Source organism: Pseudomonas sp. Irchel 3E13, assembly GCF_900187455.1.
In the GTDB taxonomy this organism is placed as follows: domain Bacteria; phylum Pseudomonadota; class Gammaproteobacteria; order Pseudomonadales; family Pseudomonadaceae; genus Aquipseudomonas.
On sequence record NZ_FYDX01000012.1, the window covers coordinates 144,242 to 168,426 of the forward strand.

A 24,185-nucleotide genomic window follows, 5' to 3' on the forward strand; every position below is an offset into this window, starting at 1 on the left:
AGCGGGCTTTGACGTTTTACTTACTTACGAAACGCGCACCGTCATTACGACTTTCGGCACGTTTTGGATTCGGGACAAGCTTACCATCCTTCCAAAGGAAGTGAGGAGCTGGCGCTTTGGTACTGTAGCCAAGATCATTTTTTGGGTTGCCGCTTCCATTACCATCAGCATTTGCGCCAGAGGCGATGACGAGAGTAACGATTGCGATTGCGAGCGATTTTTTATTGATAGCCATGAGTGTTGCTCCTTTGAAAATTGATCAGAATTTTGTCTAGTGAAGGCGTCTTTGCCCTGGTCACGAAACTAATCTAACCCCCCTCGCCCTACATGCAACCCCCTAAAAATCAATTTTTTAGAATTTTTTTTCACCCTTGAAAAACCGGACATGACCACCGCAGAACAGCTCGACGCATGGCCATCCCTCCGAAAGGCTGGACCCAATGAATCCCGAACGAATACACCGCGACCGTCAAGGTGAGCGGCCCCACGTTCCGAATTACGTCGGCGAGAGGGGGGAAGAAATCCGCACTCTCCGGGTATGGTTGGGGCTTGCCATTCTTTTTGTGTATCATTCCCGGGGAGCACAAGGAAGGCCTGCACACGCCATGCTTGTGTTTGTAATGATGAGGAAATCAAATGCAGAACCGTCGCTACCCCATATCCATCCAAGGCCATATATTTTCCGTCGAAGAGCAGAAGCGATTTTCATATTCAAGCCTGTTCGGTGCAGGCAGTAATTCTACTGATACGCTTGAAGCCGATTGCCTCTGCAACGCCGGCAAGCAAAGCGGCGGAAAAAAAAGTCCTACAGTCCTTATAAGTCGGCGTATCGATAGGAATGGCTTCTCCATACTCAGATCCCCAAACACAGGGGAAGCCCATAGTATTTTTTGCATATTCAACTCCATTCCAAATATTTACACTGGCCTGCAGGCATACGACTCCAAGGTTGTTGAAGAAACAGAAGATGGGAACATTAAAATAATCCTCAAAAAAAAGTTGTTCCCCCACATAGATAATTCTTACGCAACCAAAACCAGCAGCGACAAACTCATGTGCCTTTCCTTGAGGGCCGTATTAGACCTGATCTGGACCGAGTCAAGGTTGAATCGTTGGTTCCCTAGCCCAAAATGCGAGAGGCGCCTTGGATTGGTGTGTGCGGAGATCTCTAAAGCAGCTTCGAGGATCTACTCCCAGGAAACGCCGCTGAGTCGTAACCTTCTTCTTCATGCGCCTATAGGATCAAACTTAGAGGCTAAAAATTCTGAGATTGTCAACTCCGCATTAACCAATGAGAGTAAGCTGCTAGTCATCGCGCCCCTGAAACCATCACACCTCGTTCGAATAGGGGGGAAGCCGAAGCTTCCTGTTGTTGGAAACTTTGGCTTGAAAGCCATGTTCCTACCTGAGCATGTATGGAACAAAACATTGTCCAGATTCTCTACCGAAATTCAAATCTGGGAAAAAGGCTTCAATGTAATTGCCTTAGCTCGGATCACACCTCAGCAAGATGGCGATTTTAATTTCGCAAAAGTAACCGAAGTAGCATTAATGGCTGTAAGTGAAGCCTGGACGCCTGTGAGTTCGCTCGACGACATCGATCAAGAGGCCTCATTCCGTAGCGAGTCCCAAAGCTATATTAAACCTTTAAAGTATGACTACTTGCCAGGCAATGAAATACCAGCTTTCATCATCGCCTCAGACGATCATTATCGTGTTATCAAAAAGCCTGAAATCGATTGATAACTTTCCTTACCCGCCTATCAGTAGTCAAAGGCGAACGATTCAGTGCCCGGCCGGCCGCCATAACCGAAGCAACCCCAGCAGTTTTTTGACAGCCCCCGGACTGGCTTCGGAGATTACTGGCGGAGGTGTCAGCGACTCTCGGTATGCCGCCAACAGGAGGCTATCCCTTCGCAACATGCGCAGCACAGTCTGATTCGCACCTGGGGTGTCCTGGTTCAGGGAGTAGCCGTAAGTTTCGTTGATAAACAGTGATACAGCAGCGCTTCGAGAGCGCCCGGCCTGACAATTCACAACGATGTCGGCGCCAGTAGCGACCAGGCGCTCGATGGATGCACGCAGACGATCAGCCTTCCGACTCAAAAAATAGTCGCGAAAAAGATGTTCGAACTGATTCCCAAACATCTTGATTTTCTCTTCATCGAAATCGCCATCGACGAAGTGGTGGAATTCAACACTTTCCCAACACTCGCAGTTCACAATCGCTTGGTCATCCTCGCCGTCCGAAATGGACAGCAAATGTGCCGGGCGGGTGGGGATGAACCGTTGAACTTCCAGCTTCGAAATGAATTGGACGGTGGACATATGCGCTCCTTGTATAGGTGCGACGCTGTAGCGCCAAGACAAGAATGATCTCAGGTCTCCAACTGGCCGGGGTCGTAATCCGCCCCAGGCATCAGAAACCCTCCCGCCTTCTGTGAGTGCTTTCCACGCTCGCAAGCGCTGTGGTCGTCTCCATAGGCTCTGCGGCGCCGTGTTGCTGGCGGGCCGGTGAACGGCCCCAGGAACTGTGAGGTTGCACTTGAAGAACTCCGTGGACAATCAGATCCGAAGAAGCGATGAGTCCGGAGTTGATTATGGAATCCAAGCAGCACCAGCCACACCCCGTTGAAGCTGAAGGCAGTGGCGCACTTCAACCCAAGCAGTCCTTTTCGCCCAGCAAACCCAACCAGGTTTTCAGGCGCCTTCCTTTAACCCGACAACCCGGCCTTGGCCGATACAACGCAACGCTCGAAGAGTGGAAGAGAGCCTACCGTCACGCGCGAATGCGGCGTCAGCAGGAACCAGACTCGACATCCAGCGGGATTACCTGGAAGGCTCAGCTCATCATCACCTTCGAGCGCAGCGTCTTTCTGGACCCACTGGAAGTCCCTCTGCGTGATCGGCTGGCCGCAAAAAGACTCATTGATGAAATCGTTGGCGTGTAGATCGCCCAACCGTAACTGACTGTAAAACACCTTCAAGAAGAACCTTCTGGGGTGCTGGGTCCAACTGAAGCTCCCCATGCGCGGGGTCGCTGCACCGTGTTGGATTCGCTATTTAGCTCAAATGCCCCTCCCATGGAGGAGCATCTGTGAGAGCCTTCCATCATTCCTCAACCTGAGAAGAACCATGCCCATCCGACATTGCGTGATTCATCACATCGACAAAAAGCCCGACGGCACCCCTGCGACCCTGCATGCGCGTGAAAGCGTGATCGAACCGAGCCAGGCCATCGACGACCTGCTGGCCGACCTTAACGACAGCTACAACGCCAAACAGGGCAAGGCCTGGGGCATGTTCCACGCCGAGTCGGGCGCCCACCCGCTTAGCGGCTGGCTGAAGAAGTACTTGGACGGCGGCAACAGTTTTATTGCCTTCAGCCGGGTGGCCGTAGAACACCTCCAGACGCTGATGATGGAATCCAACCTTTCGGTCGGCGGCCACGTGCTGTTCGCCCACTATCAGCAAGGCATGACCGACTACCTGGCCATCGCCCTGCTGCACCACAGCGAAGGCGTGGCGGTGAACGCCGAGCTGGACGTGACCCCGTCGCGCCACCTCGACCTGAGCCAGCTGCAACTGGCGGCGCGGATCAACATCTCCGAATGGCGCAACAACGCCAACTCCAAGCAGTACATCTCGTTCATCAAGGGCAAGAACGGCAAGAAGGTCTCGGACTACTTCCGCGACTTCATCGGCTGCCAGGAAGGGGTCGACGGCCCTGGCGAAACCCGCACCCTGCTCAAGGCCTTCACCGATTTCGTCGAGAGCGAGGACCTGCCAGAGGAAGCCGCCCGCGAGAAGACCCAGACCTTGGTCAACTACGCTACCAGCCAGACCCGCGCCGGCGAACCGGTGACCCTGGAGGAACTCTCTGGCCTGATCGACGAAGACCGGCCGAAAGCCTTCTACGACCACATCCGCAACAAGGACTACGGCCTGTCGCCGGAAATCCCGGCAGACAAGCGTACCCTCAACCAATTCCGCCGTTTCACCGGCCGCGCCGAGGGCCTGTCGATCAGCTTCGAGGCCCATCTGCTGGGCTCGAAGGTCGAGTACGACGAGGAAGCCGGGACCCTGATCATCAAGGGCCTGCCAACCCAACTGACCGATCAACTCAAAAGGAAGTAGCCCCAAGCCGCTGTCCTAATATCTCCCGCGGCTGTCGACCACTTTCGTCACGTCATAGCTCACTGCAGTTGGCCTGCAGTGAGCTCTATAACTTGCTGAGCTATCTCAACTTGTCCGCCTCCCAACGCCCCAGGTAGTTGAACATTTGCCCGGCCCGTGGCATTCCAGGCTATTGCCCCTGCCCCCATAAGTCACGCCTTTCGGCGATCGGTCGAGAGGCCTGGCATCGATATCGCTCCCCAATTCGTCCCTTAATTCCCTCCGGATTCAGGGTTGCAGTTCTGGCAACCTCTGTATTCTCAACACCATGAAAGGCAGAATGCCGACACGATAAACCGACTTAGGAATGAGCCTCATGTCTGAAAACGTTGCCATCCTCGACCAAACCGCAATCCCGGCCAGCGAGTTCTCGCTAGATTTCGTCTTCGGATCGATCAAAGGCGCGCTCGAACGTGACATGGGTGCAAAATCCCGCGACCTCTGGATGCCGTTGGTATCTGAAATCGACAAAATCCAGATCATGGACGGACTAAACGTCCGGGTGGATGATGCCGGCCTCCAGGCTCACATTCGTCAGATCGCCGACAGCATGAAGGTGAACGGCTTCAAGAGCTCGAAGCCTCTCGAAGTCTTCATCGTGGAGGACGGTGGGAAATCCATCTGCTATCTCGCCGATGGCCACTGCCGTTTGGCTGCACTTCGTATCGCGCTTGCTGAAGGCGCCCAGATCAAGAACATCCCGATTGTAACCTTGCCCACCAAGGGCATTGGACTGGAAGACATCATCGCCGGTCTCTACACAAGCAACACCGGCAAGACCCTCACCACCTTTGAGACGGCTTTGGTCTGTAAGCGACTTGCCGGCTTCGGTTGGAGCGAAGTTCAGATCGGCGCGAAACTGGGGTTTGGACCTGAGTACATTGCACAGCTTCTGGAGGTGGTCAGCGCACCGGTCACCATCGTCACCATGATCCAGAACGGCGAGTGCTCCGTTGGACTGGCGCTCGACATGCTGCGCAAGCACCGTGGTGGAGCTGTAGACGTGCTCAAGACGGGCTTGGAGAGCGCCCAACGCGCTGGCAAGAAAAGCGTCACCAAAAGCTTCATCGCGGGCGCCAGCCTTGAAAAGGTCGTTAAGAAGCAGGCTAAACCACTCTATGACGCGGCCAAAAAAATTACCGAGGACCCGGGATTCAAAGGCCTGAGCAAAGAAAACCGGGATCTGATGGAAAAACTGCTAGCTGAAATCAGCGACAAAGAGAAAAAAGCCGAAGAAAAAGCCAAGGCGCTGGAGGCGAAAAACGCTGGCAAGGATTCAGATTCGCAAGAGGCCGGGGCGTAACCAACTGGTTCACCCCCACGGCTATCAACGTCGCCCCTTCGGGGGCGGTTGTGCTCCAGGATCCCCCCATCATTCCCCCGCTCTCCTCCGCCCACTCAAAGCGCCCGCCCGTGCCTTGCACGCTGCGGCCACCCCGACCTAGTCCGAACCCCGTGTGAGCTCGACGTTCCGTGCTCCTCGCCCCACTTTGGCAGTGGGGCTCTGCTAAAGGTTCAGGGCCCAGGGCTTCAACGCCCACGAACTACAGACGCTGCCCTTGAAGACGACCGCGGCACCACTCACGAGCCCGCCAGCAGCCTGGTGGGCTTCGCAGATGGGTATCTGCCTCGCCGCCTAGAGGGGCTCAGTTGAGCGCATGCAAAGCCCGTGTCCTACTCGTCGTCATCGAAGTTGTAGCTGCCCGGCGCCAGGTTTTCGAAGCGTGTGTACTTGCCGATGAAGGCCAGGCGGATAAAGCCGATCGGGCCGTTCCGCTGCTTGCCGATGATGATCTCGGCGATGCCCTTGTGCTCGGTCTCGGGGTGATACACCTCGTCACGGTAGACGAACATGATCACGTCGGCGTCCTGCTCGATCGCTCCGGATTCCCGCAAGTCGGAGTTCACCGGGCGCTTGTTGGGCCGTTGTTCCAGGGAGCGGTTGAGCTGGGACAGGGCGACGACCGGGCAGTTGAATTCCTTGGCCAGGGCCTTGAGGGAACGGGAGATCTCGGAAATCTCGTTCGTCCGGTTGTCGCCGCTGGAGCCGGGGATCTGCATCAGTTGCAGGTAGTCGATCATGATCATGGCGATATCGCCGTGCTCGCGGACCAGGCGACGGGTCCGCGCACGCATTTCCGACGGGCTGATGCCGGCGGTATCGTCGATGAACAGCTTGCGGTCGTTGAGCAGGTTGACCGCCGAGGTCAGTCGCGGCCAGTCGTCGTCGTCCAGCTGGCCGGAACGCACCTTGGTCTGGTCGATGCGGCCGAGGGACGAGAGCATACGCATGATCAGCGATTCGCCTGGCATCTCGAGGGAGTACACCAGCACCGCCTTGTCGCTGCGCAGCACGGCGTTTTCCACCAGGTTCATGGCGAAGGTGGTCTTGCCCATGGACGGACGACCGGCGACGATGATCAGGTCGGCCGGCTGCAGGCCGCTAGTCTTCTCGTCGAGGTCGGTGTAGCCGGTGGACAGGCCGGTGATCGCGCTGTCGGAGTTGAACAGCGTGTCGATGCGGTCGATGGCCTTGGTCAGCAGTTCGTTGACGCCCACTGGGCCGCCGGTCTTCGGACGCGCTTCGGCGATCTGGAAGATCTGCCGCTCGGCATCATCGAGGATCTCTTCGGCGTTACGCCCCTGAGGGTTGAAGGCGTTGTCGGCGATGTCATTGCTGATGCCGATCAGCTGGCGCAGCGTGGCCCGCTCGCGAATGATCTGCGCGTAGGCCTTGATGTTGGCCACCGAGGGCGTGTTCTTTGCCAGCTCAGCCAGATAGGCCAGACCGCCGACCTGGGTGGAGACGCCCTCCTTGTCCAGTTGCTCGTGCAGCGTAACTACGTCGAACGGGTGGTTCGCGTCCACCAGTTTGTGGATGGCGCGGAAGATCAGGCGGTGGTCATGCCGGTAGAAGTCGCCGTCGGAGACTTGATCGAGCACCCGCTCCCAGGCGTTGTTGTCCAGCATCAGACCACCGAGCACGGACTGCTCGGCCTCGATGGAGTGAGGCGGCACCTTCAGGGCAGCGGTTTGCAAATCGTATTGTTCTGGGGATGTGTGCTCGTTCATAAGGTTCGAATATCTACACCAGAGGATGGGTGAATTCACCAAACCCGTTGCTGACAACGGATCGATGGAATAAGTGGTATGGCTGTGCCCAATTGCAGACGGTACCGGGACTACAGACCACGAGCGATTGAGCCAATGTGTTTACCCTGGCAGGGGCAAGTCTCAGCGGTGACTGGCCAATACCGACGGCACACCTTGCCAATATTTTGATCCGGTACCCGCGGGGCGGATCAAACCGCAGGCACCGTATGCGTGTTCAAATGTCCCCGTGTTTGGCCGATTCCAGACGGTACCAATGGCTTGCTGTTCGACTACTTCACCCGCGGCCTACGTCGAGGCTTCTTGACCAAATCTACTGTGGCCACCTCTGGCACGTGGACGCGGCCGACACGCGGCGACACTGGCGGGGGCTTGCGCCCCATCTCAAGCTCGGTGAACTGATGGCTGCCAGGCGCAAGGTTCTCGAATCGGCTGAGATGACCAACGAAGGCAAGACGGCAAAAACCGGTCGGGCCCTCGCGCTGCTTGCCGATGATGATTTCCGCCGTACCCTTAAACCTCGATTCGGGGTAATACACCTCATCGCGGTAAACGAACATGATCACGTCGGCGTCCTGCTCGATCGCTCCGGATTCACGCAGATCAGAATTAAGTGGACGCTTGTCAGGTCGGGCCTCCAGGCTCCGATTCAGCTGGGAGAGGGCTACTACTGGGCAGTCGAACTCCTTGGCCAGGGCCTTGAGCGACCGGGATATCTCGGAAATCTCGTTCGTCCTGTTTTTCCCGCTTGCACCAGGTACCCGCATCAGCTGCAAGTAGTCCACCATGATCAAGCCGATGGGCCCGTGAGCCTTGAGAATTCGCCGGGTTTCAGCACGCATGGCCGAAGGGCTCATCCCGGCAGTGTCATCAATGAAGAACCGGTTGGGCTGATTCAGCAGTTCTGCAGCCTTGACTAGCCTTCCCCAGTCCTGATCCTCCAGTCGCCCAGTACTGACCTTGGTCAGGTCAATACCCCCCACCGACGCGATCATCCGGTTTATCAATGTGTTCGCAGGCATCTCCAGCGAGTAAACCACCACCACCTTCTCGGAGTTGAGCACTGCGTGTTCAACTAGGTTCATGGCAAAGGTGGTCTTACCCATCGAAGGGCGGCCGGCGACGATGACGAGATCAGTTGGTCGAAGAGTGTCGAGGACCTTGTCCAGGTCCGCAAACCCCGTGCGCAGACCATCCACCTGGCCTTTTGCTCGCGCTTCGATTTTTTCCCGGGATTTGACCAGGAGCTCTTTCAGGCGAACAGGCCCACCCTCTTTAGGGCGGTCCCCCCCCACCAGAAGGATCTTCCGCTCTGCCTCTTCAACAAGCTCGGAGGCGGACAGACCCTCTGGGTTGAGCGCGTGATCCTGGATGTCGATGCAGGTGGAAATGATCTCGCGACGCTTTGCCATCTCACGGATGGTCTCCGCATAGGACCTGGCATTGACCGAAGAACTGTTGTGCCTAGCGAGCTCCTGGATGTACTCCAGGTCTTCGAACGCGTCCTCGAGGCCCGCTTGGATCAGTTGGTCTTTCACGGTCAGCACGTCGAAAGGACGTTCACGATCGGCCAACTGAGCGATGGTTCGGAAGATGTGCTGGTGTTCGGAGAAGAAAAAGTCACTCTCGGACACCAGATTGGACAAGTCCACCCACCCAGAGTTGTCGCGCAGGAGCTCCCCAAGGAAAGCCTGCTCTGCTTCCATAGAGTACGGAGGCTCACGCAATGCTTCTGGCTGCGTCGCTTCTGGGTGCGTCTCGCTGGGCGCTGTAGTGAGAGGATTGTTCAATGGTACCTGCACTCGTTGTGAGGCAGATAAACTGACCTCGATTTTCCCTTCCCAGGCGGTCAGGACTTCACTGGAAAAGTACGCTGTCCAATGACTGCCGCCAAAAACTATCCGGATTCTGCCACAGATCGCGTAACTGCAAGCGTTACCCTGCCCGCGACCTGATGCCCTGCAAACAGGGTCCAATAGCCGCCCCTTACCTGGAGCCTTGAGGCATCTTCATCGTCAGTATTTTCAATTACTTTCGAGGTGCGTATGACCGAGCCTGTTGAGGTGCTCGAACAACTGGTCCGCGAGATGATCCGCGAGCAACGGAGCAAGCGGCGCTTCAAATACGTCATGTGGCTGGGCGCATTTGCTCTTGTTACGACAACCATGGTGGTCGAACACGTCAACACGGATGACGGTGGACCATCAGGAATCACCGCCAGGGTGGATGTTAATGGTCCTATTGCTGAGGGTGAGGCCGCAAACGCCGAAGCGCTGAAGAAGAGCATTGCCCAAGCGTTCGAGGACACGCGCACTAAAGCCGTTGTGCTGAAAATCAACAGCCCAGGCGGCAGCCCCGTACAGGCCGGCTACGTTTACGACGAAATCAAGCGCCAGCGGGTACTGCACGAAGGTACCAAGGTCTATGCCGTCATTACCGATCTGGGGGCCTCTGGCGCTTACTACATCGCCAGCGCTGCAGACGAAATTTATGCCGACAAAGCCAGCCTGGTCGGTTCCATAGGGGTTACGGCCGCAAGCTTCGGCTACGTCGGCGTAATGGAGAAACTGGGGGTTGAGCGCCGCGCGTACACCTCCGGTGAACACAAGGCCTTTTTGGACCCGTTCCAACCCCGCAATGCCGATGAGACGGAATTCTGGGCTGGCGTTCTCAGGACGACCCACGACCAGTTTATTGGGGCCGTCAAAGCGGGGCGTGGTGAACGCCTGAAAACCGAAGGCCACCCTGAACTGTTCTCGGGACTTATCTGGTCTGGTGAACAAGCGCTACAACTCGGCCTGATTGATCGGTTGGGTGACATCGACTACGTGGCCCGGGAGGTTGTAGGCGCCAGCAAAGTCGTCGACTTCTCAACGAAGGACAACCCCTTCGATCGGTTTGCCAAGCGGATCGGCACGTCCGTTGCGCAGCAAATTTCCCTGACGCTGGGCTTCGCTGGCCAATCACTGCGCTAGCACCCACCCCACCGTGTGAAGACGCTTCAAACACCCCACCAAGGCCCGTTGGGGTATTTGAAGCGTTAGGTTTAACTGCCAATGGCGCTGGGGTTGCAGTTCTGATTATGCATGGAAGATGAGGGTCAGAAACGGGCGTACCGCCGTGCACTGACCTGGAAGAGATGCGTAGACATGAGTTCATTCCCCAAAAAATTCCCGACCCTCGACTTTTCAACCCAGTACGGCCTGGCGCTCGACGAATCTGACAACTGGATCATCGTCGACCTGTTCGCTGGCGGCGGAGGTGCATCAACAGGTATGGAGATGGGACTTGGAAGACCCGTCACCCTTTGCGTGAATCACAACCCGGCTGCGATATCCATGCATGCCGCGAACCATGCTCATGCGGACCATCACCAGACGGATGTGTGGGGGGTTGACCCGGTGGAGGCATGCCGTGGTCGCACTGTTGGCTATTTCCACGCATCGCCAGATTGCACTCACCACTCCCAAGCCGCTGGTGGTCAATCCCGCAAGAAAGAGATTCGCGACCTTGGCTGGGTCGTTCTCAAGTGGGCGGGGAAAGTAAAACCGCTGGTCATCAGCATGGAAAACGTGAAGCAGATGCAGTTGTGGTCGCCCCTGGTTGCGAAGCGGTGCCCGCAAACCGGCCGGGTTGTCAAACTGGACGGGACCATTGCCGAGCCTGGAGAGCGCGTGCCACGGCAGGAGCAGTTCCTGGTTCCGGACAAGGGCAAGATCACCGGGAACGCCCTACATCGCCGCAAGCAGCGTCGCAAGTACCAGCGCCATGGCAGCCCGGTATGCCGAACCTGGAACCACTTTGTAGCGAGCCTGCGCAGCCTGGGCTATCACGTGGAATGGCGCGTATCGCGTGCGTGCGATGATGGCGCACCAACCATTCGTGAACGTCTCTTCCTGATGGCGCGTCGTGATGGCCATCCAATTGTTTGGCCCGAACCGTCCCATGCTGCCGAACCGAAGAAGGGTCAACTGCCCTTCCGCACAGCCGCTGAATGCATTGACTGGAGTGACCTGGGTCCGAGTATTTGGGCACGGAAACGCAAACTGGTGAAGTCCACCAATACGCGCCTCGCAGCCGGCATAGAACGGTTTGTCCAAAACGGCCGGCCATTCATTGTACCGGTCACCCACCAAGGCGGCGTGCGCATTCACAGTATCGACGAGCCTATGCGCACGGTCACCGCTGCCAACCGGGGGGAGCTGATGCTTGGCTCTCCGCTGGTGACGCCGTTCATCACTGAACATGCCAACGCAACCCACCAACGCAACATGGCCGCCAACAGCCCGTTGCGCACAATCTGTGCCCAGGTGAAAGGTGGTCACTTTTCGCTGGTTGCCCCGATCATCGTCCAAGCCAACGGCGGCAAGAACACCACCCCGGCACGTAGCGTTCTGTCCCCGTTCAGTACGATCACCAGTGCCGGCAGCCAGCAACAGCTCGCCACAGCCTCGTTGGCAAAGGTCGCGTCGGATCTGGGCCTGCACATCAGCGAGGAGCTATTAGCCTGCGCCATTCGCGTGGCCGATTTCATGCTGGAGCATGGGACCTCACAGCACCAGGGCCGACAGCTCAGCATTGCCGAGAAGCTGGAATTGGTCACCGTCGTGCTGGATGGCATCAAGTACCTGATGGTCGACATCTGCCTCCGCATGCTGAAACCGCGGGAGCTCTATCGTGCCCAGGGCTTCCCCGAGACGTACAACATCGACAAAGGGCCGGAAGGGCGACAACTCACTATCACCGAGCAAACGCACATGGTTGGCAATTCTGTCAGCCCTCTACAAATGGCCCGACTTTCCGCCGCGAATGACCCTTGGAAAGCACGACAGCGGCTAGCGCTTTGTGGCTAGCAAACCGGAGGGCCGGCATTGGCGAGCGTGTTCACTGCTCTGGTGCCGGCCCATCCGCAGCAGTAGCCACGAGCCATACAGTCCCAAAATCACGGACGGTATAAGGCCGGCCCGCACTATCAGACTTCCGATCGAGGAGATGAAGTTTGGATCAAGCATACCCCCAGTTTGAACGCTTCGAGGACCTGCAGAAGCGCGAAGGCTTTCACCCACGACTGGAGTTTCACCCGCAAGGCGAGCGCACCATGGGCGAGGTGCTCTGGCCTTACAAGTTCCTAGACAAGGTCAACTGCGGTATTTCAACCTGCCGCCAACTCCACTATCACGGCTACCTGATCAAGACCAGCGACGGCCTTGAGACAGGCATAGGTGTTGATTGCGGGCGAAAACACTTCGGTTTGAAGTTCACCCGCCAGCGCCAGCGTGTCGACCAGGAGATCGCTCGACAGCGGCGTGTCAGGTCGATCAAGGATCTAATCGAGCAGCTCCCGTCGATGGTCGCCACGCTGACCCAGATCAAAACCGACTACCAGGACCTGCAGGATCAAAAGAAGCGCCTGATGGGGGCTATAGGCCCGGGCATCTACGCAGAGTTGAAGCAACGCGCAGAGAAGGATGGCTCTAAGATCACGCGCAGTGTCCAGCTGACAGGCAAAGATCTGGAGGCCTACTACGCCACTACCAACAAGCTCAGGGGGCGACGGAGCGATGCCCCACATCGAGAAGAACTGGTTGCCACTCTGGAAGGCCTGGCCTTCGTCAAAGCGCGCATCAAGGACCTGCTGATCACGAACCTGCTGGAGCCGCTCCATTCGCTCAGCAAGTGCAAACCTGGAGAGGTAGAGCTGTGGAAAGCACGGGAGCTACAGAAAACTGCCAAATGGGTCGGTGAGGTCCCCCAAAGCCTCATCAAGGCCCAAGAACTGATCGCAGCTGGCCGGAAGTTCTTCACCAGCGATAACATCGTCAACCTGGTCCATATCGGCGCCCCGGAAGGCCCCTTGGCGCAGTTCGTCTCCGACCTCAAGGCAGCTGAGCGAGCACGCCACAACTCTGATCGTGGATGACCTGGGCACCCATGCAACTTCGCCGGCAGCCTGCCCACTGCCTCGGATGCGATGGTGTGTACTGTATGAGCTGCCGGCACAGGCTTGCATTTCGAAGCAGCGGAGCGTAACCGCCGGCCGGGAGGTTCAGTTGGTGCTCGCTTGGTCCAGGTGTGGTCCGACGTAAGCTATTACCACTTTGTCATCTATGACATCAAAGTAGAGACGCATTCCCTCTACAGCCCCCCAGCCGTTACCTGTTCTTAGCCGGTACTCGAAAAACCGTAGTTCCCCGTTGTAGTTGAACTCTCGCTGGGCGCGCATCGAATGGTCCTGCGCGACGGTCTGGGATTCCTTTGCCGAGAAAGCGCCAGCAAACAGCTCTCGACCAGTGAGCCCCATGGGAGAGCCATTTCGTACCTGGTCTAAATAATCGTAAATCAACTTGCACAGCTGCTCAGCCAGGCGCTCAGGGTAAGCAAAGTTTTCGGCACCACGGGAGGACTTCCAAGCAGACTCGAGGACGACCAGCCGATCCGGGGCTAGATAGCTGTAGAACCGCAACAACTCTACAGGGCTCAATCGCTGCCCAAATATCTGCCGGCGTGTCAGATCCTGGAAATCCTGATCTACCGTGCCAGCTGGCTGATCAAGGCGAACCTGGAGGACATCGAGCGCGGAAGAGAGACGGTAGTTTTCCGCTTGTGCTGCTTTAAGCTCGGTTTCGAGCTGCGCGTTGATCTCAAGCAGTTCTCCCTCAAATTCGTCCGTTGCGCGCAACGGCGATAGCTCACTGGAGGCAGGTTGGACAGAAGCGCACCCACCGGCCTGGGCTTCAATAGGGACTGCATCCGGCTCGCCGGCACGACTAGCCACGTCGATGAAGAATTTCACAAGGCTCATCACTTTCGTCGCAGTACGCAAAGCGTCTGCTGCCAGCTGGGATCGCCGGCCGGAAAGATCAGATCCCTTCTTGCTCAGGTCGGATAGCAGAGCAAAATTACCTGTGGCTGTAACCGCGGATATCTCACTTTTCACGTCGTGGATTGCGTTATTCAGCTCTACAGCTTGCTCGAGATATGCCTGGTTGGTGAGCATCGGCAAAGCAGCCCTGCGAATCATTCGCGCGCTATCCACCACAAGGAGATTCAAATGGGCGGTGTACGGGAGTGAGCTTTGGATGAGTTCGTCGTCAAGATTGATCCCGGCCGCGCGAAGCTCATCGGAATTGACTTCAAGCGCCACCAAGGCGCCTATCACAGATGCCCAAGCATTATTCAGCTCGTCAACAAGGCACAGGATTGTGTGCAAGGTGAACCTCGATTCTGGCGATGCCGCTAAAGCGAAGCTCTGCAAAGTCTCCAGCATCGAGTCCACAGGATCACTGTTCCTGGAGATCCTGCTTTCAACCGTCAACAAAGCGATGACGGCGGACATTGAGCCGGCAACCAACGGGTTACTACCGAAGACGGGTGACTCTGGATTCAGGTCCTCTTCCAGTCCGAAAGGCGACGGATACATCTCTGAAAAACGTGGGTACTCATACAGGATGGCAGTGCGTATACCAGCAACTGGGATCATCTGCAGGTACAGGTGAACGGTCATGTCTACGCAGTAGCGCATTTCCCACGAGTTCGTCTGGGGGAGGTTCGAATCCAAAATGGCGCGCAGCATGACGCAGGCAGTCATCAGTTCGGTGCTGAATCCTCCAACTTCAATCACCTCTCCCAGCTGCGGAAATGCATCGTGAGCCATTTGAAGAAGTTCAACAGAAGAAGCGCACATGAGTTGGTGTTGGAGATCAGTAAGAGTCTTGGCACCGATAATGTCGCAGGTTTTTGCGTAAAGGTTACTCAGTGGCATTAGCTCCAGGACGCGTTGCCGTCCAAGCAGATCTTCGAGAGCTTCACGCCGGTCCTGATTGAGCAACACGGTAGAAATGAGCATGCCTGCGCCCATCAGCTTGAGATCACTACGCGTGAAACCCTCAAGTCTAATGCCCGACCCGATAATCTCGTTTCTGATGGCGACCACCATCTCCAATGAGCCATACCAGCTGGCCCAAGCTTTGTCGCACGTGAGTGGGTGGATGAATGAGGTAGGGGTTGTGGCAATCGAGATCACCATCTCATCAGAAACAACTCTGCCGGAACGCTGGGATGTGTTGTCTTTCTTTTGGCGTGCCATCACTAATTCTCTGGCGGATTGGCTAGGCGATCATTCTAACAACAAGCCTGTTTAGCCGGTTTCAGAAGTTGTTGGAGGTTGTGGCCTTCGGGGAAGGCCTCAAGGGACAGACGATGGTTTGTTGGAAGAGGGTATGAGGCGTGGATGAGTAGACAGAGCCCCATAACGGCCCAGGAGCTGATCGCAGCTGGCCGGAGGTTCCTGCCCGTGGCTGGCGGGAAGTGACTTCGCACCGTAGCAAAAAGCAAAAAACCCCACCGAGGTGGGGCTTCTGTTTAGTTGTTGGATAGGACCACAACCAGATGCTCGCGCATCATTGCTTGCGCACGGTATTGACGTTCACACAAAGCAGCCTTCAGCTTCTCGACAATGGCATTCCAATAGGGCATGTCGCTATCGGTGCCTTCGCCACTGAGACTGGGGTCGACGAAAACTACGACGTCCGCCAGATCATCTGGGTCGATCGGACCTTTCTTGTTGTGCCAGGTCATGACCTGCGAGCTGTTCACGAAATCCTGAAACCCAGGATCAGCGAACAACTCAGGCACCACCAGCTTGATCCCGAAAATGAATCGGGCTTCACTGGCCATGATGGCTTGGTCTACTGCTGAATTATTCATAGCTACTCCTGCTCTGGTAAGTAGGAGGCCAAGCCCTAAAGGGGCTTGAACCCCCTAGGGTTATGGGTCTGGATCAGAACTCGATGGTGCCGGTTGCAACTAAGGCAGCATGAATACCATCGAAGGTTACTTGCTGACAGATCTCCGCACTTGCTCCATTCGGCACATCCGTGTAGGTGGCGCTGATGATTTCACGAGGGTCCAGATCTTGGACCAACTCTTTCGCCATGTCGTCGAATGAGAGGCCGTTGGTGTTACACACACGCAGGGAATAGGCCTTGAGGACGGCAGATACCTCCCCCGCTGTGACTTTGCACGGCGGCTCACCGAAAACCTCAGGCTGCCCGAGTACAGTCGCGCTATCCACTGAACTTTCCCCTGGGAAGTGCACACTCTTGTCTTCTACCTGCCAACCAGGAAGGGCGACGATCAAGGTGAGGTTGTCATGCATCGCTGCGGCAGATGCAAAAGCGTTCTGAGGATGGTCAGCTAATACGTGGTTGGAGACGATCTGACCAGTTGTCTCGACGATAGCGATGACAGTGTATTTCTGCATGTGAAGCTCCTTCAGTTATTGGAAGGAGCCCAGTCCCCATAGGGGCTTGAGCCCCTGATGGGTTTGTGTAAGGTGCTTATTCGACCGAGGTCGGGCAAAGCTAGCCGCATGTGCCGGTATGGCACGTTGAGTCAGCCAGTATATCACCCGCGCTCTGCAGGAAAGCAATTGAGCTACTGCTGAAGCAAAGTGGTACCGGTACGTTGCCACCTCGTAAAATTGAGCGTTATCGCCCCCATGCACCTTTTGCATGAACCATCCGGTGTCTTCGTTCGCGGCTTGTACAAATTTCACAACGTCACCTGGGAAGTCATCCGGCGTTGCGGGCAGACTCGGCCTGACGGCGCTTGGCGTCCTCCAGATTGCGCACACAACTTGCAACTTCATCACACCAGGAACCCTCTCCCTTCCAATGACTGTGTGCTGAAACGGCAGAGCCACCGATGGGAGCCAGGCTGTACTTGTCGCGCCCACCGGGCGCCAGTCGACGCACCAAAGATTCTTCTGGAATGACCAGTGCATCGCTTTGCCAATCGGGATAGCCAATTAGTCCGCCCCTTTCGAGGGGGTCGACTGGCGCTTGTGTATTCCTGGCGCGTGAGAAAATTCACTCCGGCTTGGGGTTGTGTTAGGTCGCAGTGAAGTCCCTAGTGCCAACTGCCGCCGATGCCGGCCCTATGACAACGGAGTCGTACATGACCACTGGCGAAAACAGGGATGCTCAATATCTCTCGCTGGAGCTTGGCCGAAGAATCTTCCGGTGCCGCCCTGGATCGCCGGCTTCGCGATGCCAACATCATCCACGATGGGGGGAGCGAGAACGCTGTTCTTGAGCGGCAGCGCGGATCCCAAACGACGTCGCGAGGCGTTCGCAGTCGATATCCGGAATTAGCCGCATCAATTACATCAGGTGAATCGAACAACAAAACCCCGTCCAGGCCCAGCCGTCAAACCGCTGAGCCAAGGACGTAGTGAACTCGGGTTTTCGCGCGAGAATATGGAGGGTCAAGCAATGCTCTTAGCGTCCAAATCAGGAAACATCTCAGCAGCGAAACTGGTCAGTGAGACCGACACGGAGTGGCAGCTACAAGTCGAAAAACGGGAGCTCAGCATCAGCAAGACGGACAAGCAGATGCGCGCATTCAAGGACATGTCGGAGGCTCTGACCTGGGCTGGCGCGGAAGCAGAGTTGATCGAGCATTTTCGCGCCCAGGATGAAGCCAAAGCAGACGAAGGCACCCAGCCACAGCACTAAAGGAACTGAGCATGACCTTTATCCAGCAACATGAAAAACCGTCTGAACACGCGCCCATCATCTTTTTCAATGAATGCGGCCAGATGCCGTGGAGCGGCCGCCACCAGTCCGCTTTCACCGGACTGGAGGTGGTTGAGCTTCTCAGGTTCTGTGAAGACGAGGGCCAACGCCAGGGGTTCAATGACGCCAACCAAGCACGCATCGGCAGCCGGGAAGAGGCACCGTTCCACCCAGAGTTCATGAACGGCTTCCCGAAGAAGCTTTGGGAAACCGCCTACTGGTCTGGTGTTGAAGAGCAACGTGACTCGACACCGGAAGCGATTGAATGTGAAATTCAGAATATCCTGAGTAGCCCCGATACGAGCCACTGGCTTCATGATGCGCTGGCCAGCGCAGTCTCGCGCGACTGCGCCGACGCGGTAAACGATGCCGAACAACTCGGTGACGTGCTGAGGCGACGCTTCAACGCCACCCTCATGGCCAGCGTCGACTCTTAGGAGGGCCAAGGTCACAAACGTACAGGGCAAAACTCCCCTGCAGGAAATCAAGATGTCACCGGTTCAGGCAAGGCCCCTCAGAACTTTGGTAGTCATACTTTGACAGCGCTGTGGTGCTGGGCCTACACCGCCAGTAAAGGACAGCCAGTAGGGCTACTACCAAACGCCGGCCTGATACGGCTCCAGTTCTGCCTGGTGGGTTGTTTTGACCGTGGGGGGATGCTGAACTTTGGCGCATGGCCCAGATGAACAACGGGATGCAGAGCGAGAGACCTAACCAACCCCCATTCAGTTATCGCTGATTAAAGGGCGCTTCTGCGCCGACATAGGAGAAAGCCATGCAGATCGACCCGATCAAGGAGCAGGAACGCCTTCGACTCAACAGGGAGTATTTCGAAGAAGGTTGTGCGTGCATCCTTAAGAACAAAACTCTGCAGCCGTGTCCGACCAACATGCCTGACCTCAAGGCCGTGGAGTTCTACGAAAAGCACTGTTCGTGCTCCCGAAACTACGTTACGAGCTGATGGAGAGCCTGTCATGACGCACGACTACCCAGAGTACCCATCAGTCCTGGCCAAGGTCGACGAGTCGCGCTACATGGACGCAGTGGGTGCACTGCAAGGTGTACGACTTGCCTTTTTTGACGGGGTACAGATCCTGGTGCCTGAGGCCGAGGTACAGGCAATCGCAATGCTGCAATCGCGCTTCAATGCAGTCTTGGTTTACGGCCAGGCCAAGGAGTTTGAATTCGCGACCAAAGCCCAAGCTCAGGCCGTTGCAGTTGAACTGGTGCGACTCGGACAAGCGGTCCACAGCAGTACCGGCCAGAATGCAGAGGACATGGTCCGTTCTGCGCTGGAGCATCCTAGCGCGACGCTGCTGTCATGGTCTGCTCTCTATCGCTCAACCATGTTGCCCCTCTAAACCCGAACGCGAACGTTGAAAGATGACTTGCTCACGTTGATCCTGGTGGTCTTTAACATCCTTCCTCACTACGTCCTATCTCAACAGCAGCCAGCCCACCAACCTGGTGGTGTGGCTGCTAGTATCCGCCCTGCCCTCTGATGAGTTCTGACAAGTGAATGGTCCCGGGTTTTCTCCACCTTTAGTGACGCCACTCTGCAGGGATCGCCAATCGGCCTATTGGCAGTAAACGTTACATGCTGCTGGCTCTCATCCAGTTCATCTACACACGCATCATCCCGCACAGAGAATTTGAAACGATCACCGAGGGCAACGCTTAAGAAGCAGTTACCCTGGTAGGCGACGTGATCGGGCTCGCAGTTCAAGTCAGCAATGTCAAAGCAAACTCTTTAAGCCCGGTTAACTTTTTCGCTTTGGCGAGACCAGCCGTCTAGCTGCCGAGTGCCGCGGCAAGTGGGAAAGTTAAGACAGCCCAGGAATACGTTGTTTGCAATACCGTTGTTCTTGGCTCTGGCATAACGAGGAGTCATCTTTCCTCCACAACGTGGACAAGCCATCAACTGTTCGGTATCGCTGGAGTGGGCTGAATGCTCGACGACTGCTTCAACAGTCATAACCGAAGCCGTCTCTCCGATCGTAGGATTGCCAGCGGGCGCTGGACCACCCGAGCGCTGAGCCTGCTCCTCCGCGGCGCTTGGCTTGAACATCTCAACGAGTCGCGCTCCGTCCACCAAAACCACACTCGTACCGCGGGCAAACGCCCAGGCATCCTTGGTGAACACCCCTGAAGTCACTACGAAACCACCTGCAGCACCGCGTGAAGACATGACGCCGAATAGCTCGCGCACAACCTGAACGCTTACCTTGGCGGCTTTCCACTGTTTGCATTGGACCAGGAACAGCTCCCCTCCCCTGCGAAGTTCTAGATCGACCCCGCCGTCCGGACCTTTCGCGGTTTCCTCAACCCTATAGCCCTGCCTGCGGAATGCTTCCCCAACCATGCGCTCAAACTGCTCCCAGGTCAGGTCCCGCAAAGCCATACCCGGCTCCTTGGCCCTGGATATGCTTTTGAACTTGTACGCTCTGATAGAGCGCTGCAACCAACCCAAAATACCGCCGAGAACGAATACAGCGGGGATGAAAAACTGGCCTAAATAGGCAATCAGCTTGAGGAAGTAGTCCACGTAAGCCTGAGCAAGCTCACCGGTGGCCGCGTGCTGCATCACTGGTAAAGAGGAGCCAGCGTAATACCGCAGTAGGGCAAAAGAACCACCAGCAATAACCAGGTTCGCCCAAAGGGGCATCTTCATGGCGATGTTCAGCAGGTCATCAAGAGTCGAGGTTTTACGCCGCCGGGCCATACGTTGCTCCGCAAAGAAAAACACCATCTTGCCGGACAGGTGCTGTCTTTTGCTGGCAATCAGAGCCCTCCACAGGGCAGCGGATCTTGTGCGTGTATGGGACCTCGACGCACTGGCCGCGCTTTTCATCCAGTCACATCTTGCTGATGCTCGGGCGCCCCAACCAGATCTGCACCCTGGCGATATTTGACCGTCGATCAAGCGACGATTCGTCAGGCATTTGAAGTTGCTTTGTAGCCGTCATGGGCTTTACCATAAAGGGTAAAGCTACATTCATTCGCACAAGGCTGATTCTTGATGGTTGATACTGATTCGGGGCTGATCGCTGGCAAGGTCGATCCCCGGCATTTTGAGCTACTGCTGGAAGGTACTTCCATTCGCGCCCCCGCGCTGATCGAGGCGCTACGGGAGCACCTTGTTGATGGCCTGACCGCCAGTGAGGCCTGGACAAAGCATGGTGTGAACATGAGCCAGTTCTCACGACGCCTGGACGTAATCCGGGCTGAGCATCGGCGCGCAGCGGCACTTAGCGAGTTTTACCTTTAAAGGTAAAATAAAGCTTGCCAGCTTTACCATATAAGGTAAAATAACCTCATTGAAGCGATGCAGCAGGCGAGCATGACAGCGCTTGTTCGTTCGTAGTGGTCGATGATGCTGACCTGGTGAAGGTCGATATCGACCTGGCCGACAGCCTGTCGGACCTTGAAGGTGACGACACCCTTTGACCATGCCGCCCAGCTGAGGCTGGGCGTCTTCCCCAAGGAAGCCGCGACGATGAATCACTACCAGCAGCTAATCGCTGACGAAATCCTCTCGGTGCAAGGCCAGAAAGACTACTGCCTTTCGGTGCTGGGTGCCGGTGGCCTGGAAAGCTGGGAATCGAAGGAGTACAGCGAGTTGGTCGAGCAGTACGACCAGAAGCTGATCGAGCTGAACAACCGCCTGCCACTCGCGGGCTAAAGGAAAACTTACGATGCCAATAGCAGATATCACCTTCCGAGTGGCCTATCCCGAGGCCTTTGATTTTGAAGACCTGCGCACCATTTTCCATAGAGCTTTTGATGACGCCAAGGAGAGGGGGCTGCTCGACCTTCCCGCCTCTGAGAATTCGGACTCTGGCGAAGAGGTGAAGTGCATGGCCATCTACCCAGACTGGCCCGATGAGTAACTGAGATCCCTAAGCCCAAGCCCAAGCCCAGCCCCAGTGCTGGGCAGCGGCAGTAGAGGGGCATGGTAACCGTGCCCAGGATCGAGCAGGAAAATTGCTATGACTCTTGGATACAAAATTGCTTTGCTTGAAGAATTGCGTTTGGGCAGCTTGGACCAGTGCAAGGTTGCCAAAACAATGAAGGACGCAGCGAGGCACGCGCGTGATGCGGAAGCTTTCTCGGTCGAGGCTGACCGGCTTAAACCAGCTCAGAAGTAGGAAAAACACGGCCAAGTACGCCTAAGCCCAGCCATCGCTGGGCAGCGTAGAATGGGTGCGGTTTCCGTGCCCAAGATCAAACAGGAAAAGTCACGGCACTTACACGGGAGTTATACAAATGTTCACGCTTTCAACAACGTTCACAGAGTCCGACCAAGCGCAGGCTTTGCGCCTGTCTCGGGCTTACTACGTAGATCTGATCAACAAGTACGTGAAGCCGCACGGCCCCACCAGTAGCCTCTGTATCGCTCAGGTGGAGACCGAGGTGCAGGCTTATCTTGATGATGCACGTACCGGGTGCTACCAGGTACGTGCTGGTGCGGTCTTCGCGAGAGATGAAGCTACGGGAGAGGTTATTGGTTTCGCCACCTACCTCGGTGGCAAGACCCCGCCGACGGATTGCGGCCTCAACTATGTGGTGGTTGACAAGCGTCATCGTCGACAGGGGATCATGAAGGCGATGCTTGGCGTCATCATGGAGAAATTCACTTTCATCGGCCTGTCCTGCAACGTGGACAAAGTGCCGTACTACGAGGCTTTGGGGTTTAGGGTTACCGGTAGCGACATGATGCAGGTTGGCATGAGCTGGGGAGTGGACAAGCCTCACGGAGTGATGAACGTCTTGGGTTTCGATAACAGCGAGCCGATCCAGACAGCCATTGCGGCCTTTAAGCGCAACTCTGGGGGCAGAGCGGAAGCAATTCTTGCGGAGCTTGGGCGGGTACAGGAGCAAAAGATCTCCGAGGTGGAGGCCTATGTGCGAAAACGTCAATCAGGGCTCAGCCACGCTGATGCAATTTGACATTGCCCGCGACGTTCACTGATCAAGGACAACGCCCCAGGACGCCCTAGCCCCGCCAAAATGTGGGGCCGAGGACGTAGAGGGACATGATGATCGTGCCCAGGATCGAACAGGAAAACCTGTAATGCTGATGCAAACCCGTGAGTTTCGCCCCGTTGGCGAGTTGGCGAACTGTCACCCAGTAATATTCGAGGTTTCGCCGTTATTCCTGCATGTAAAAATTGGCCGCATTGGCCAGCCTTACGCCAAGATGACGGTCAAGCTGAGTGATCTGCGCTTCGAGGAAGCCGCGATGACTTTCGACAAACTCCGGGGGGTCAATGTGACTGGCGGTAGTGACAGCGACCTAGCCTGGAAAATCGCCCTCAAGCCTGAAGACGCTGAAGACCTGAAAACGTTGATTTCTGAAATCCTTGGAGCGGCCAAGAGCTTGATTCAGGCCCCGCCCGATACGCCAGGCATTCACCCTGGAAAGGAACCCCACCCATGACTACGACCCCGAAGCCCCCCAAGCCTGCGCCCCCTGCGCCGGCACTGCTGGCCGGCCCTGTGAACGTGACCTTTGAGTTATCTGAAGCCGTGGCGGCGCTCAATGCCTATCGGCAGGCCCTGCATGCCTCGATCCATGCCCCGGGCGATGCTTCGCCTGAGGCGCTGGAGGTGTTGCATCAGGAGATGTGCAAGTCGGCCATTTTCCTGGCGTCCGTAGTCGGTGCCCAGGTGCGTCACCAGCGCGGCGAACTGATCACCGATTGAACCACACCCCACCCGATCAAGGAGATCCGCCATGCCGGTCTACAGCACCACCGCCACCCTCGAGCAGCGCGCCTGGCTGCAGCAGTACGAGAACACCTGCGGTTTTGAGCCGATGCACCAAGAGGAGCTGGACAGCGGCGAAATGACCTTCGCCCAGGTGTACCGCGCCAATGTTGATTGGTTCGAGGCCTGGGCGGCCGACGCCCACCTGGCCATCCAGAAGAACACCCCGACCGACATGGACGAAGACGCCGACGCCGCGTAAGAGGGATAACGCTCAGTTGCATCCCAAGCCCCGGGCATCCGGGGCTAAAGACGTAGAGGCGTTGGTTCGGCCAGTGCAGCCAGTCATCAGGAGAGGACGTTCATGTTGTGCCTTGTCACAGATCACCAGGGCGATGAGCCCGACATTTTAAGCCCGCTTGTCCACGGGGATTTTGAAATTCGCACGCTTGCCGGCCAGGTGCTGAAAACGTTCCTAGCCCCGGCTTCCGGCTGGACCCACGAAAGCCTCCAGGCACTCGCAGATGAACACGAGTCGATCACCCACGACGGCGCGGATGGGTACCTCGGTGGAAAATGGATGGGCAGTACCGAAATCTGACCCAGGAAAAC

26 protein-coding genes are annotated in these 24,185 nt (G+C 56.5%); 18 read left to right on the forward strand and 8 right to left on the reverse strand.

Annotated features, from left to right (window positions below):
* Positions 1-16 precede the first annotated feature (16 nt).
* Positions 17-235, reverse strand: coding sequence for a hypothetical protein (locus tag CKW37_RS32560; RefSeq protein ID WP_143502083.1), 219 nt, complete (start codon positions 233-235; stop codon positions 17-19).
* Between the two features lie 401 nt (positions 236-636).
* Here CKW37_RS32560 and CKW37_RS21655 point away from each other — a divergent pair, with 401 nt between their 5' ends.
* Positions 637-1,743, forward strand: a complete 1,107-nt coding sequence (locus CKW37_RS21655; protein ID WP_095158291.1) for a DUF1173 family protein — start codon at positions 637-639, stop codon at positions 1,741-1,743.
* Between the two features lie 42 nt (positions 1,744-1,785).
* On the opposite strand, the gene CKW37_RS21660 is transcribed toward CKW37_RS21655, so the two are convergent.
* On the reverse strand, positions 1,786-2,328 hold the full coding sequence (locus CKW37_RS21660; RefSeq protein ID WP_095158292.1) for a dual specificity protein phosphatase family protein: 543 nt from the start codon (positions 2,326-2,328) through the stop codon (positions 1,786-1,788).
* A gap of 272 nt (positions 2,329-2,600) precedes the next feature.
* On the opposite strand from CKW37_RS21660, the gene CKW37_RS21665 reads away from it, so the two are divergent.
* The 3 genes from CKW37_RS21665 (at position 2,601) to CKW37_RS21675 (ending at position 5,479) form a co-directional block, all read left to right on the forward strand.
* On the forward strand, positions 2,601-2,951 hold the full coding sequence (locus CKW37_RS21665) for a hypothetical protein (protein WP_177454462.1): 351 nt from the start codon (positions 2,601-2,603) through the stop codon (positions 2,949-2,951).
* Positions 2,952-3,135: 184 nt separating this feature from the next.
* Positions 3,136-4,137 carry a nucleoid-associated protein YejK gene (gene yejK, locus CKW37_RS21670; RefSeq protein WP_095158293.1) on the forward strand — a complete coding sequence of 334 codons (1,002 nt, stop codon included), beginning with the start codon at positions 3,136-3,138 and terminating at the stop codon, positions 4,135-4,137.
* Positions 4,138-4,492: 355 nt separating this feature from the next.
* Positions 4,493-5,479, forward strand: a complete 987-nt coding sequence (locus CKW37_RS21675) for a hypothetical protein (protein ID WP_095158295.1) — start codon at positions 4,493-4,495, stop codon at positions 5,477-5,479.
* Positions 5,480-5,850: 371 nt separating this feature from the next.
* Here the strand turns inward: CKW37_RS21675 and dnaB (CKW37_RS21680) are convergent, their stop codons facing one another.
* Together dnaB (CKW37_RS21680) and dnaB (CKW37_RS21685) are read right to left on the reverse strand one after the other, a co-directional pair.
* Positions 5,851-7,248, reverse strand: coding sequence for a replicative DNA helicase (gene dnaB, locus CKW37_RS21680; protein ID WP_095158297.1), 1,398 nt, complete (start codon positions 7,246-7,248; stop codon positions 5,851-5,853).
* Between the two features lie 311 nt (positions 7,249-7,559).
* Positions 7,560-9,077, reverse strand: a complete 1,518-nt coding sequence (gene dnaB / locus CKW37_RS21685; RefSeq protein WP_256587824.1) for a replicative DNA helicase — start codon at positions 9,075-9,077, stop codon at positions 7,560-7,562.
* A gap of 255 nt (positions 9,078-9,332) precedes the next feature.
* On the opposite strand from dnaB (CKW37_RS21685), the gene CKW37_RS21690 reads away from it, so the two are divergent.
* The 3 genes from CKW37_RS21690 to CKW37_RS21700 all read left to right on the forward strand — a co-directional run bounded on the left by CKW37_RS21690 (position 9,333) and on the right by CKW37_RS21700 (position 13,207).
* Entirely contained in the window at positions 9,333-10,262 is a 930-nt protein-coding gene (locus CKW37_RS21690) for a S49 family peptidase (RefSeq protein WP_095158301.1), read from the forward strand.
* A gap of 174 nt (positions 10,263-10,436) precedes the next feature.
* Complete coding sequence (locus CKW37_RS21695; RefSeq protein ID WP_095158303.1) at positions 10,437-12,140, forward strand: DNA cytosine methyltransferase; 1,704 nt, start codon at positions 10,437-10,439, stop codon at positions 12,138-12,140.
* A gap of 146 nt (positions 12,141-12,286) precedes the next feature.
* Positions 12,287-13,207 (forward strand): hypothetical protein, encoded by a 921-nt coding sequence (locus CKW37_RS21700; RefSeq protein ID WP_095158305.1) that lies wholly within the window; start codon positions 12,287-12,289, stop codon positions 13,205-13,207.
* Positions 13,208-13,333: 126 nt separating this feature from the next.
* On the opposite strand, the gene CKW37_RS21705 is transcribed toward CKW37_RS21700, so the two are convergent.
* The 3 genes from CKW37_RS21705 to CKW37_RS21715 form a co-directional block, all read right to left on the reverse strand.
* On the reverse strand, positions 13,334-15,373 hold the full coding sequence (locus CKW37_RS21705) for a hypothetical protein (RefSeq protein ID WP_095158306.1): 2,040 nt from the start codon (positions 15,371-15,373) through the stop codon (positions 13,334-13,336).
* 275 nt (positions 15,374-15,648) lie between these two features.
* Complete coding sequence (locus tag CKW37_RS21710) at positions 15,649-15,993, reverse strand: hypothetical protein (RefSeq protein WP_095158308.1); 345 nt, start codon at positions 15,991-15,993, stop codon at positions 15,649-15,651.
* 73 nt (positions 15,994-16,066) lie between these two features.
* The gene (locus CKW37_RS21715) at positions 16,067-16,549 is read right to left on the reverse strand and encodes a hypothetical protein (protein WP_095158310.1); all 483 of its coding nucleotides are present in this window, start codon (positions 16,547-16,549) and stop codon (positions 16,067-16,069) included.
* Positions 16,550-17,561: 1,012 nt separating this feature from the next.
* On the opposite strand from CKW37_RS21715, the gene CKW37_RS21720 reads away from it, so the two are divergent.
* The 3 genes from CKW37_RS21720 (at position 17,562) to CKW37_RS21735 (ending at position 19,225) form a co-directional block, all read left to right on the forward strand.
* A complete protein-coding gene (locus CKW37_RS21720) occupies positions 17,562-17,804 on the forward strand; it encodes a hypothetical protein (RefSeq protein WP_095158311.1) in 243 nt (80 codons plus the stop codon).
* Positions 17,805-17,815: 11 nt separating this feature from the next.
* Positions 17,816-18,301, forward strand: coding sequence for a hypothetical protein (locus CKW37_RS21725; RefSeq protein ID WP_095158312.1), 486 nt, complete (start codon positions 17,816-17,818; stop codon positions 18,299-18,301).
* Between the two features lie 537 nt (positions 18,302-18,838).
* Complete coding sequence (locus CKW37_RS21735; protein ID WP_095158316.1) at positions 18,839-19,225, forward strand: hypothetical protein; 387 nt, start codon at positions 18,839-18,841, stop codon at positions 19,223-19,225.
* 389 nt (positions 19,226-19,614) lie between these two features.
* Here CKW37_RS21735 and CKW37_RS21740 read toward each other — a convergent pair whose 3' ends face one another.
* Positions 19,615-20,715 (reverse strand): restriction endonuclease, encoded by a 1,101-nt coding sequence (locus tag CKW37_RS21740; protein ID WP_256587825.1) that lies wholly within the window; start codon positions 20,713-20,715, stop codon positions 19,615-19,617.
* 168 nt (positions 20,716-20,883) lie between these two features.
* On the opposite strand from CKW37_RS21740, the gene CKW37_RS21745 reads away from it, so the two are divergent.
* The 8 genes from CKW37_RS21745 (at position 20,884) to CKW37_RS21780 (ending at position 24,174) form a co-directional block, all read left to right on the forward strand.
* Complete coding sequence (locus CKW37_RS21745) at positions 20,884-21,132, forward strand: PapB/FocB family fimbrial expression transcriptional regulator (RefSeq protein WP_095158318.1); 249 nt, start codon at positions 20,884-20,886, stop codon at positions 21,130-21,132.
* A 228-nt stretch (positions 21,133-21,360) separates the two neighbouring features.
* Positions 21,361-21,546: a hypothetical protein gene (locus CKW37_RS21750; RefSeq protein ID WP_095158320.1), complete on the forward strand. Its 186-nt coding sequence runs from the start codon at positions 21,361-21,363 to the stop codon at positions 21,544-21,546.
* A gap of 13 nt (positions 21,547-21,559) precedes the next feature.
* A complete protein-coding gene (locus CKW37_RS21755) occupies positions 21,560-21,754 on the forward strand; it encodes a hypothetical protein (protein ID WP_095158322.1) in 195 nt (64 codons plus the stop codon).
* Positions 21,755-22,130: 376 nt separating this feature from the next.
* Complete coding sequence (locus tag CKW37_RS21760) at positions 22,131-22,814, forward strand: GNAT family N-acetyltransferase (protein WP_095158323.1); 684 nt, start codon at positions 22,131-22,133, stop codon at positions 22,812-22,814.
* A gap of 124 nt (positions 22,815-22,938) precedes the next feature.
* Positions 22,939-23,304, forward strand: coding sequence for a hypothetical protein (locus CKW37_RS21765; RefSeq protein WP_095158324.1), 366 nt, complete (start codon positions 22,939-22,941; stop codon positions 23,302-23,304).
* A complete protein-coding gene (locus CKW37_RS21770) occupies positions 23,301-23,570 on the forward strand; it encodes a hypothetical protein (RefSeq protein ID WP_095158325.1) in 270 nt (89 codons plus the stop codon). Before CKW37_RS21765 ends, CKW37_RS21770 begins: the two co-directional genes overlap by 4 nt.
* A gap of 31 nt (positions 23,571-23,601) precedes the next feature.
* A complete protein-coding gene (locus tag CKW37_RS21775; RefSeq protein ID WP_095158326.1) occupies positions 23,602-23,835 on the forward strand; it encodes a hypothetical protein in 234 nt (77 codons plus the stop codon).
* A 102-nt stretch (positions 23,836-23,937) separates the two neighbouring features.
* Positions 23,938-24,174 carry a hypothetical protein gene (locus CKW37_RS21780; protein ID WP_095158327.1) on the forward strand — a complete coding sequence of 79 codons (237 nt, stop codon included), beginning with the start codon at positions 23,938-23,940 and terminating at the stop codon, positions 24,172-24,174.
* Positions 24,175-24,185: the final 11 nt, after the last annotated feature.

What these genes read in the sequence shown, in the direction of transcription:
- CKW37_RS32560 (WP_143502083.1), bottom strand. Translation starts at nt 235, where the DNA reads ATGGCTATCAATAAAAAATCGCTCGCAATCGCAATCGTTACTCTCGTC.
- CKW37_RS21655 (WP_095158291.1), top strand. Translation starts at nt 637, where the DNA reads ATGCAGAACCGTCGCTACCCCATATCCATCCAAGGCCATATATTTTCC.
- CKW37_RS21660 (WP_095158292.1), bottom strand. Translation starts at nt 2,328, where the DNA reads ATGTCCACCGTCCAATTCATTTCGAAGCTGGAAGTTCAACGGTTCATC.
- CKW37_RS21665 (WP_177454462.1), top strand. Translation starts at nt 2,601, where the DNA reads ATGGAATCCAAGCAGCACCAGCCACACCCCGTTGAAGCTGAAGGCAGT.
- yejK (WP_095158293.1), top strand. Translation starts at nt 3,136, where the DNA reads ATGCCCATCCGACATTGCGTGATTCATCACATCGACAAAAAGCCCGAC.
- CKW37_RS21675 (WP_095158295.1), top strand. Translation starts at nt 4,493, where the DNA reads ATGTCTGAAAACGTTGCCATCCTCGACCAAACCGCAATCCCGGCCAGC.
- dnaB (WP_095158297.1), bottom strand. Translation starts at nt 7,248, where the DNA reads ATGAACGAGCACACATCCCCAGAACAATACGATTTGCAAACCGCTGCC.
- CKW37_RS21690 (WP_095158301.1), top strand. Translation starts at nt 9,333, where the DNA reads ATGACCGAGCCTGTTGAGGTGCTCGAACAACTGGTCCGCGAGATGATC.
- CKW37_RS21695 (WP_095158303.1), top strand. Translation starts at nt 10,437, where the DNA reads ATGAGTTCATTCCCCAAAAAATTCCCGACCCTCGACTTTTCAACCCAG.
- CKW37_RS21705 (WP_095158306.1), bottom strand. Translation starts at nt 15,373, where the DNA reads ATGGCACGCCAAAAGAAAGACAACACATCCCAGCGTTCCGGCAGAGTT.
- CKW37_RS21710 (WP_095158308.1), bottom strand. Translation starts at nt 15,993, where the DNA reads ATGAATAATTCAGCAGTAGACCAAGCCATCATGGCCAGTGAAGCCCGA.
- CKW37_RS21715 (WP_095158310.1), bottom strand. Translation starts at nt 16,549, where the DNA reads ATGCAGAAATACACTGTCATCGCTATCGTCGAGACAACTGGTCAGATC.
- CKW37_RS21720 (WP_095158311.1), top strand. Translation starts at nt 17,562, where the DNA reads ATGCTCTTAGCGTCCAAATCAGGAAACATCTCAGCAGCGAAACTGGTC.
- CKW37_RS21725 (WP_095158312.1), top strand. Translation starts at nt 17,816, where the DNA reads ATGACCTTTATCCAGCAACATGAAAAACCGTCTGAACACGCGCCCATC.
- CKW37_RS21735 (WP_095158316.1), top strand. Translation starts at nt 18,839, where the DNA reads ATGACGCACGACTACCCAGAGTACCCATCAGTCCTGGCCAAGGTCGAC.
- CKW37_RS21740 (WP_256587825.1), bottom strand. Translation starts at nt 20,715, where the DNA reads ATGAAAAGCGCGGCCAGTGCGTCGAGGTCCCATACACGCACAAGATCC.
- CKW37_RS21745 (WP_095158318.1), top strand. Translation starts at nt 20,884, where the DNA reads ATGGTTGATACTGATTCGGGGCTGATCGCTGGCAAGGTCGATCCCCGG.
- CKW37_RS21750 (WP_095158320.1), top strand. Translation starts at nt 21,361, where the DNA reads ATGAATCACTACCAGCAGCTAATCGCTGACGAAATCCTCTCGGTGCAA.
- CKW37_RS21755 (WP_095158322.1), top strand. Translation starts at nt 21,560, where the DNA reads ATGCCAATAGCAGATATCACCTTCCGAGTGGCCTATCCCGAGGCCTTT.
- CKW37_RS21760 (WP_095158323.1), top strand. Translation starts at nt 22,131, where the DNA reads ATGTTCACGCTTTCAACAACGTTCACAGAGTCCGACCAAGCGCAGGCT.
- CKW37_RS21765 (WP_095158324.1), top strand. Translation starts at nt 22,939, where the DNA reads ATGCTGATGCAAACCCGTGAGTTTCGCCCCGTTGGCGAGTTGGCGAAC.
- CKW37_RS21770 (WP_095158325.1), top strand. Translation starts at nt 23,301, where the DNA reads ATGACTACGACCCCGAAGCCCCCCAAGCCTGCGCCCCCTGCGCCGGCA.
- CKW37_RS21775 (WP_095158326.1), top strand. Translation starts at nt 23,602, where the DNA reads ATGCCGGTCTACAGCACCACCGCCACCCTCGAGCAGCGCGCCTGGCTG.
- CKW37_RS21780 (WP_095158327.1), top strand. Translation starts at nt 23,938, where the DNA reads ATGTTGTGCCTTGTCACAGATCACCAGGGCGATGAGCCCGACATTTTA.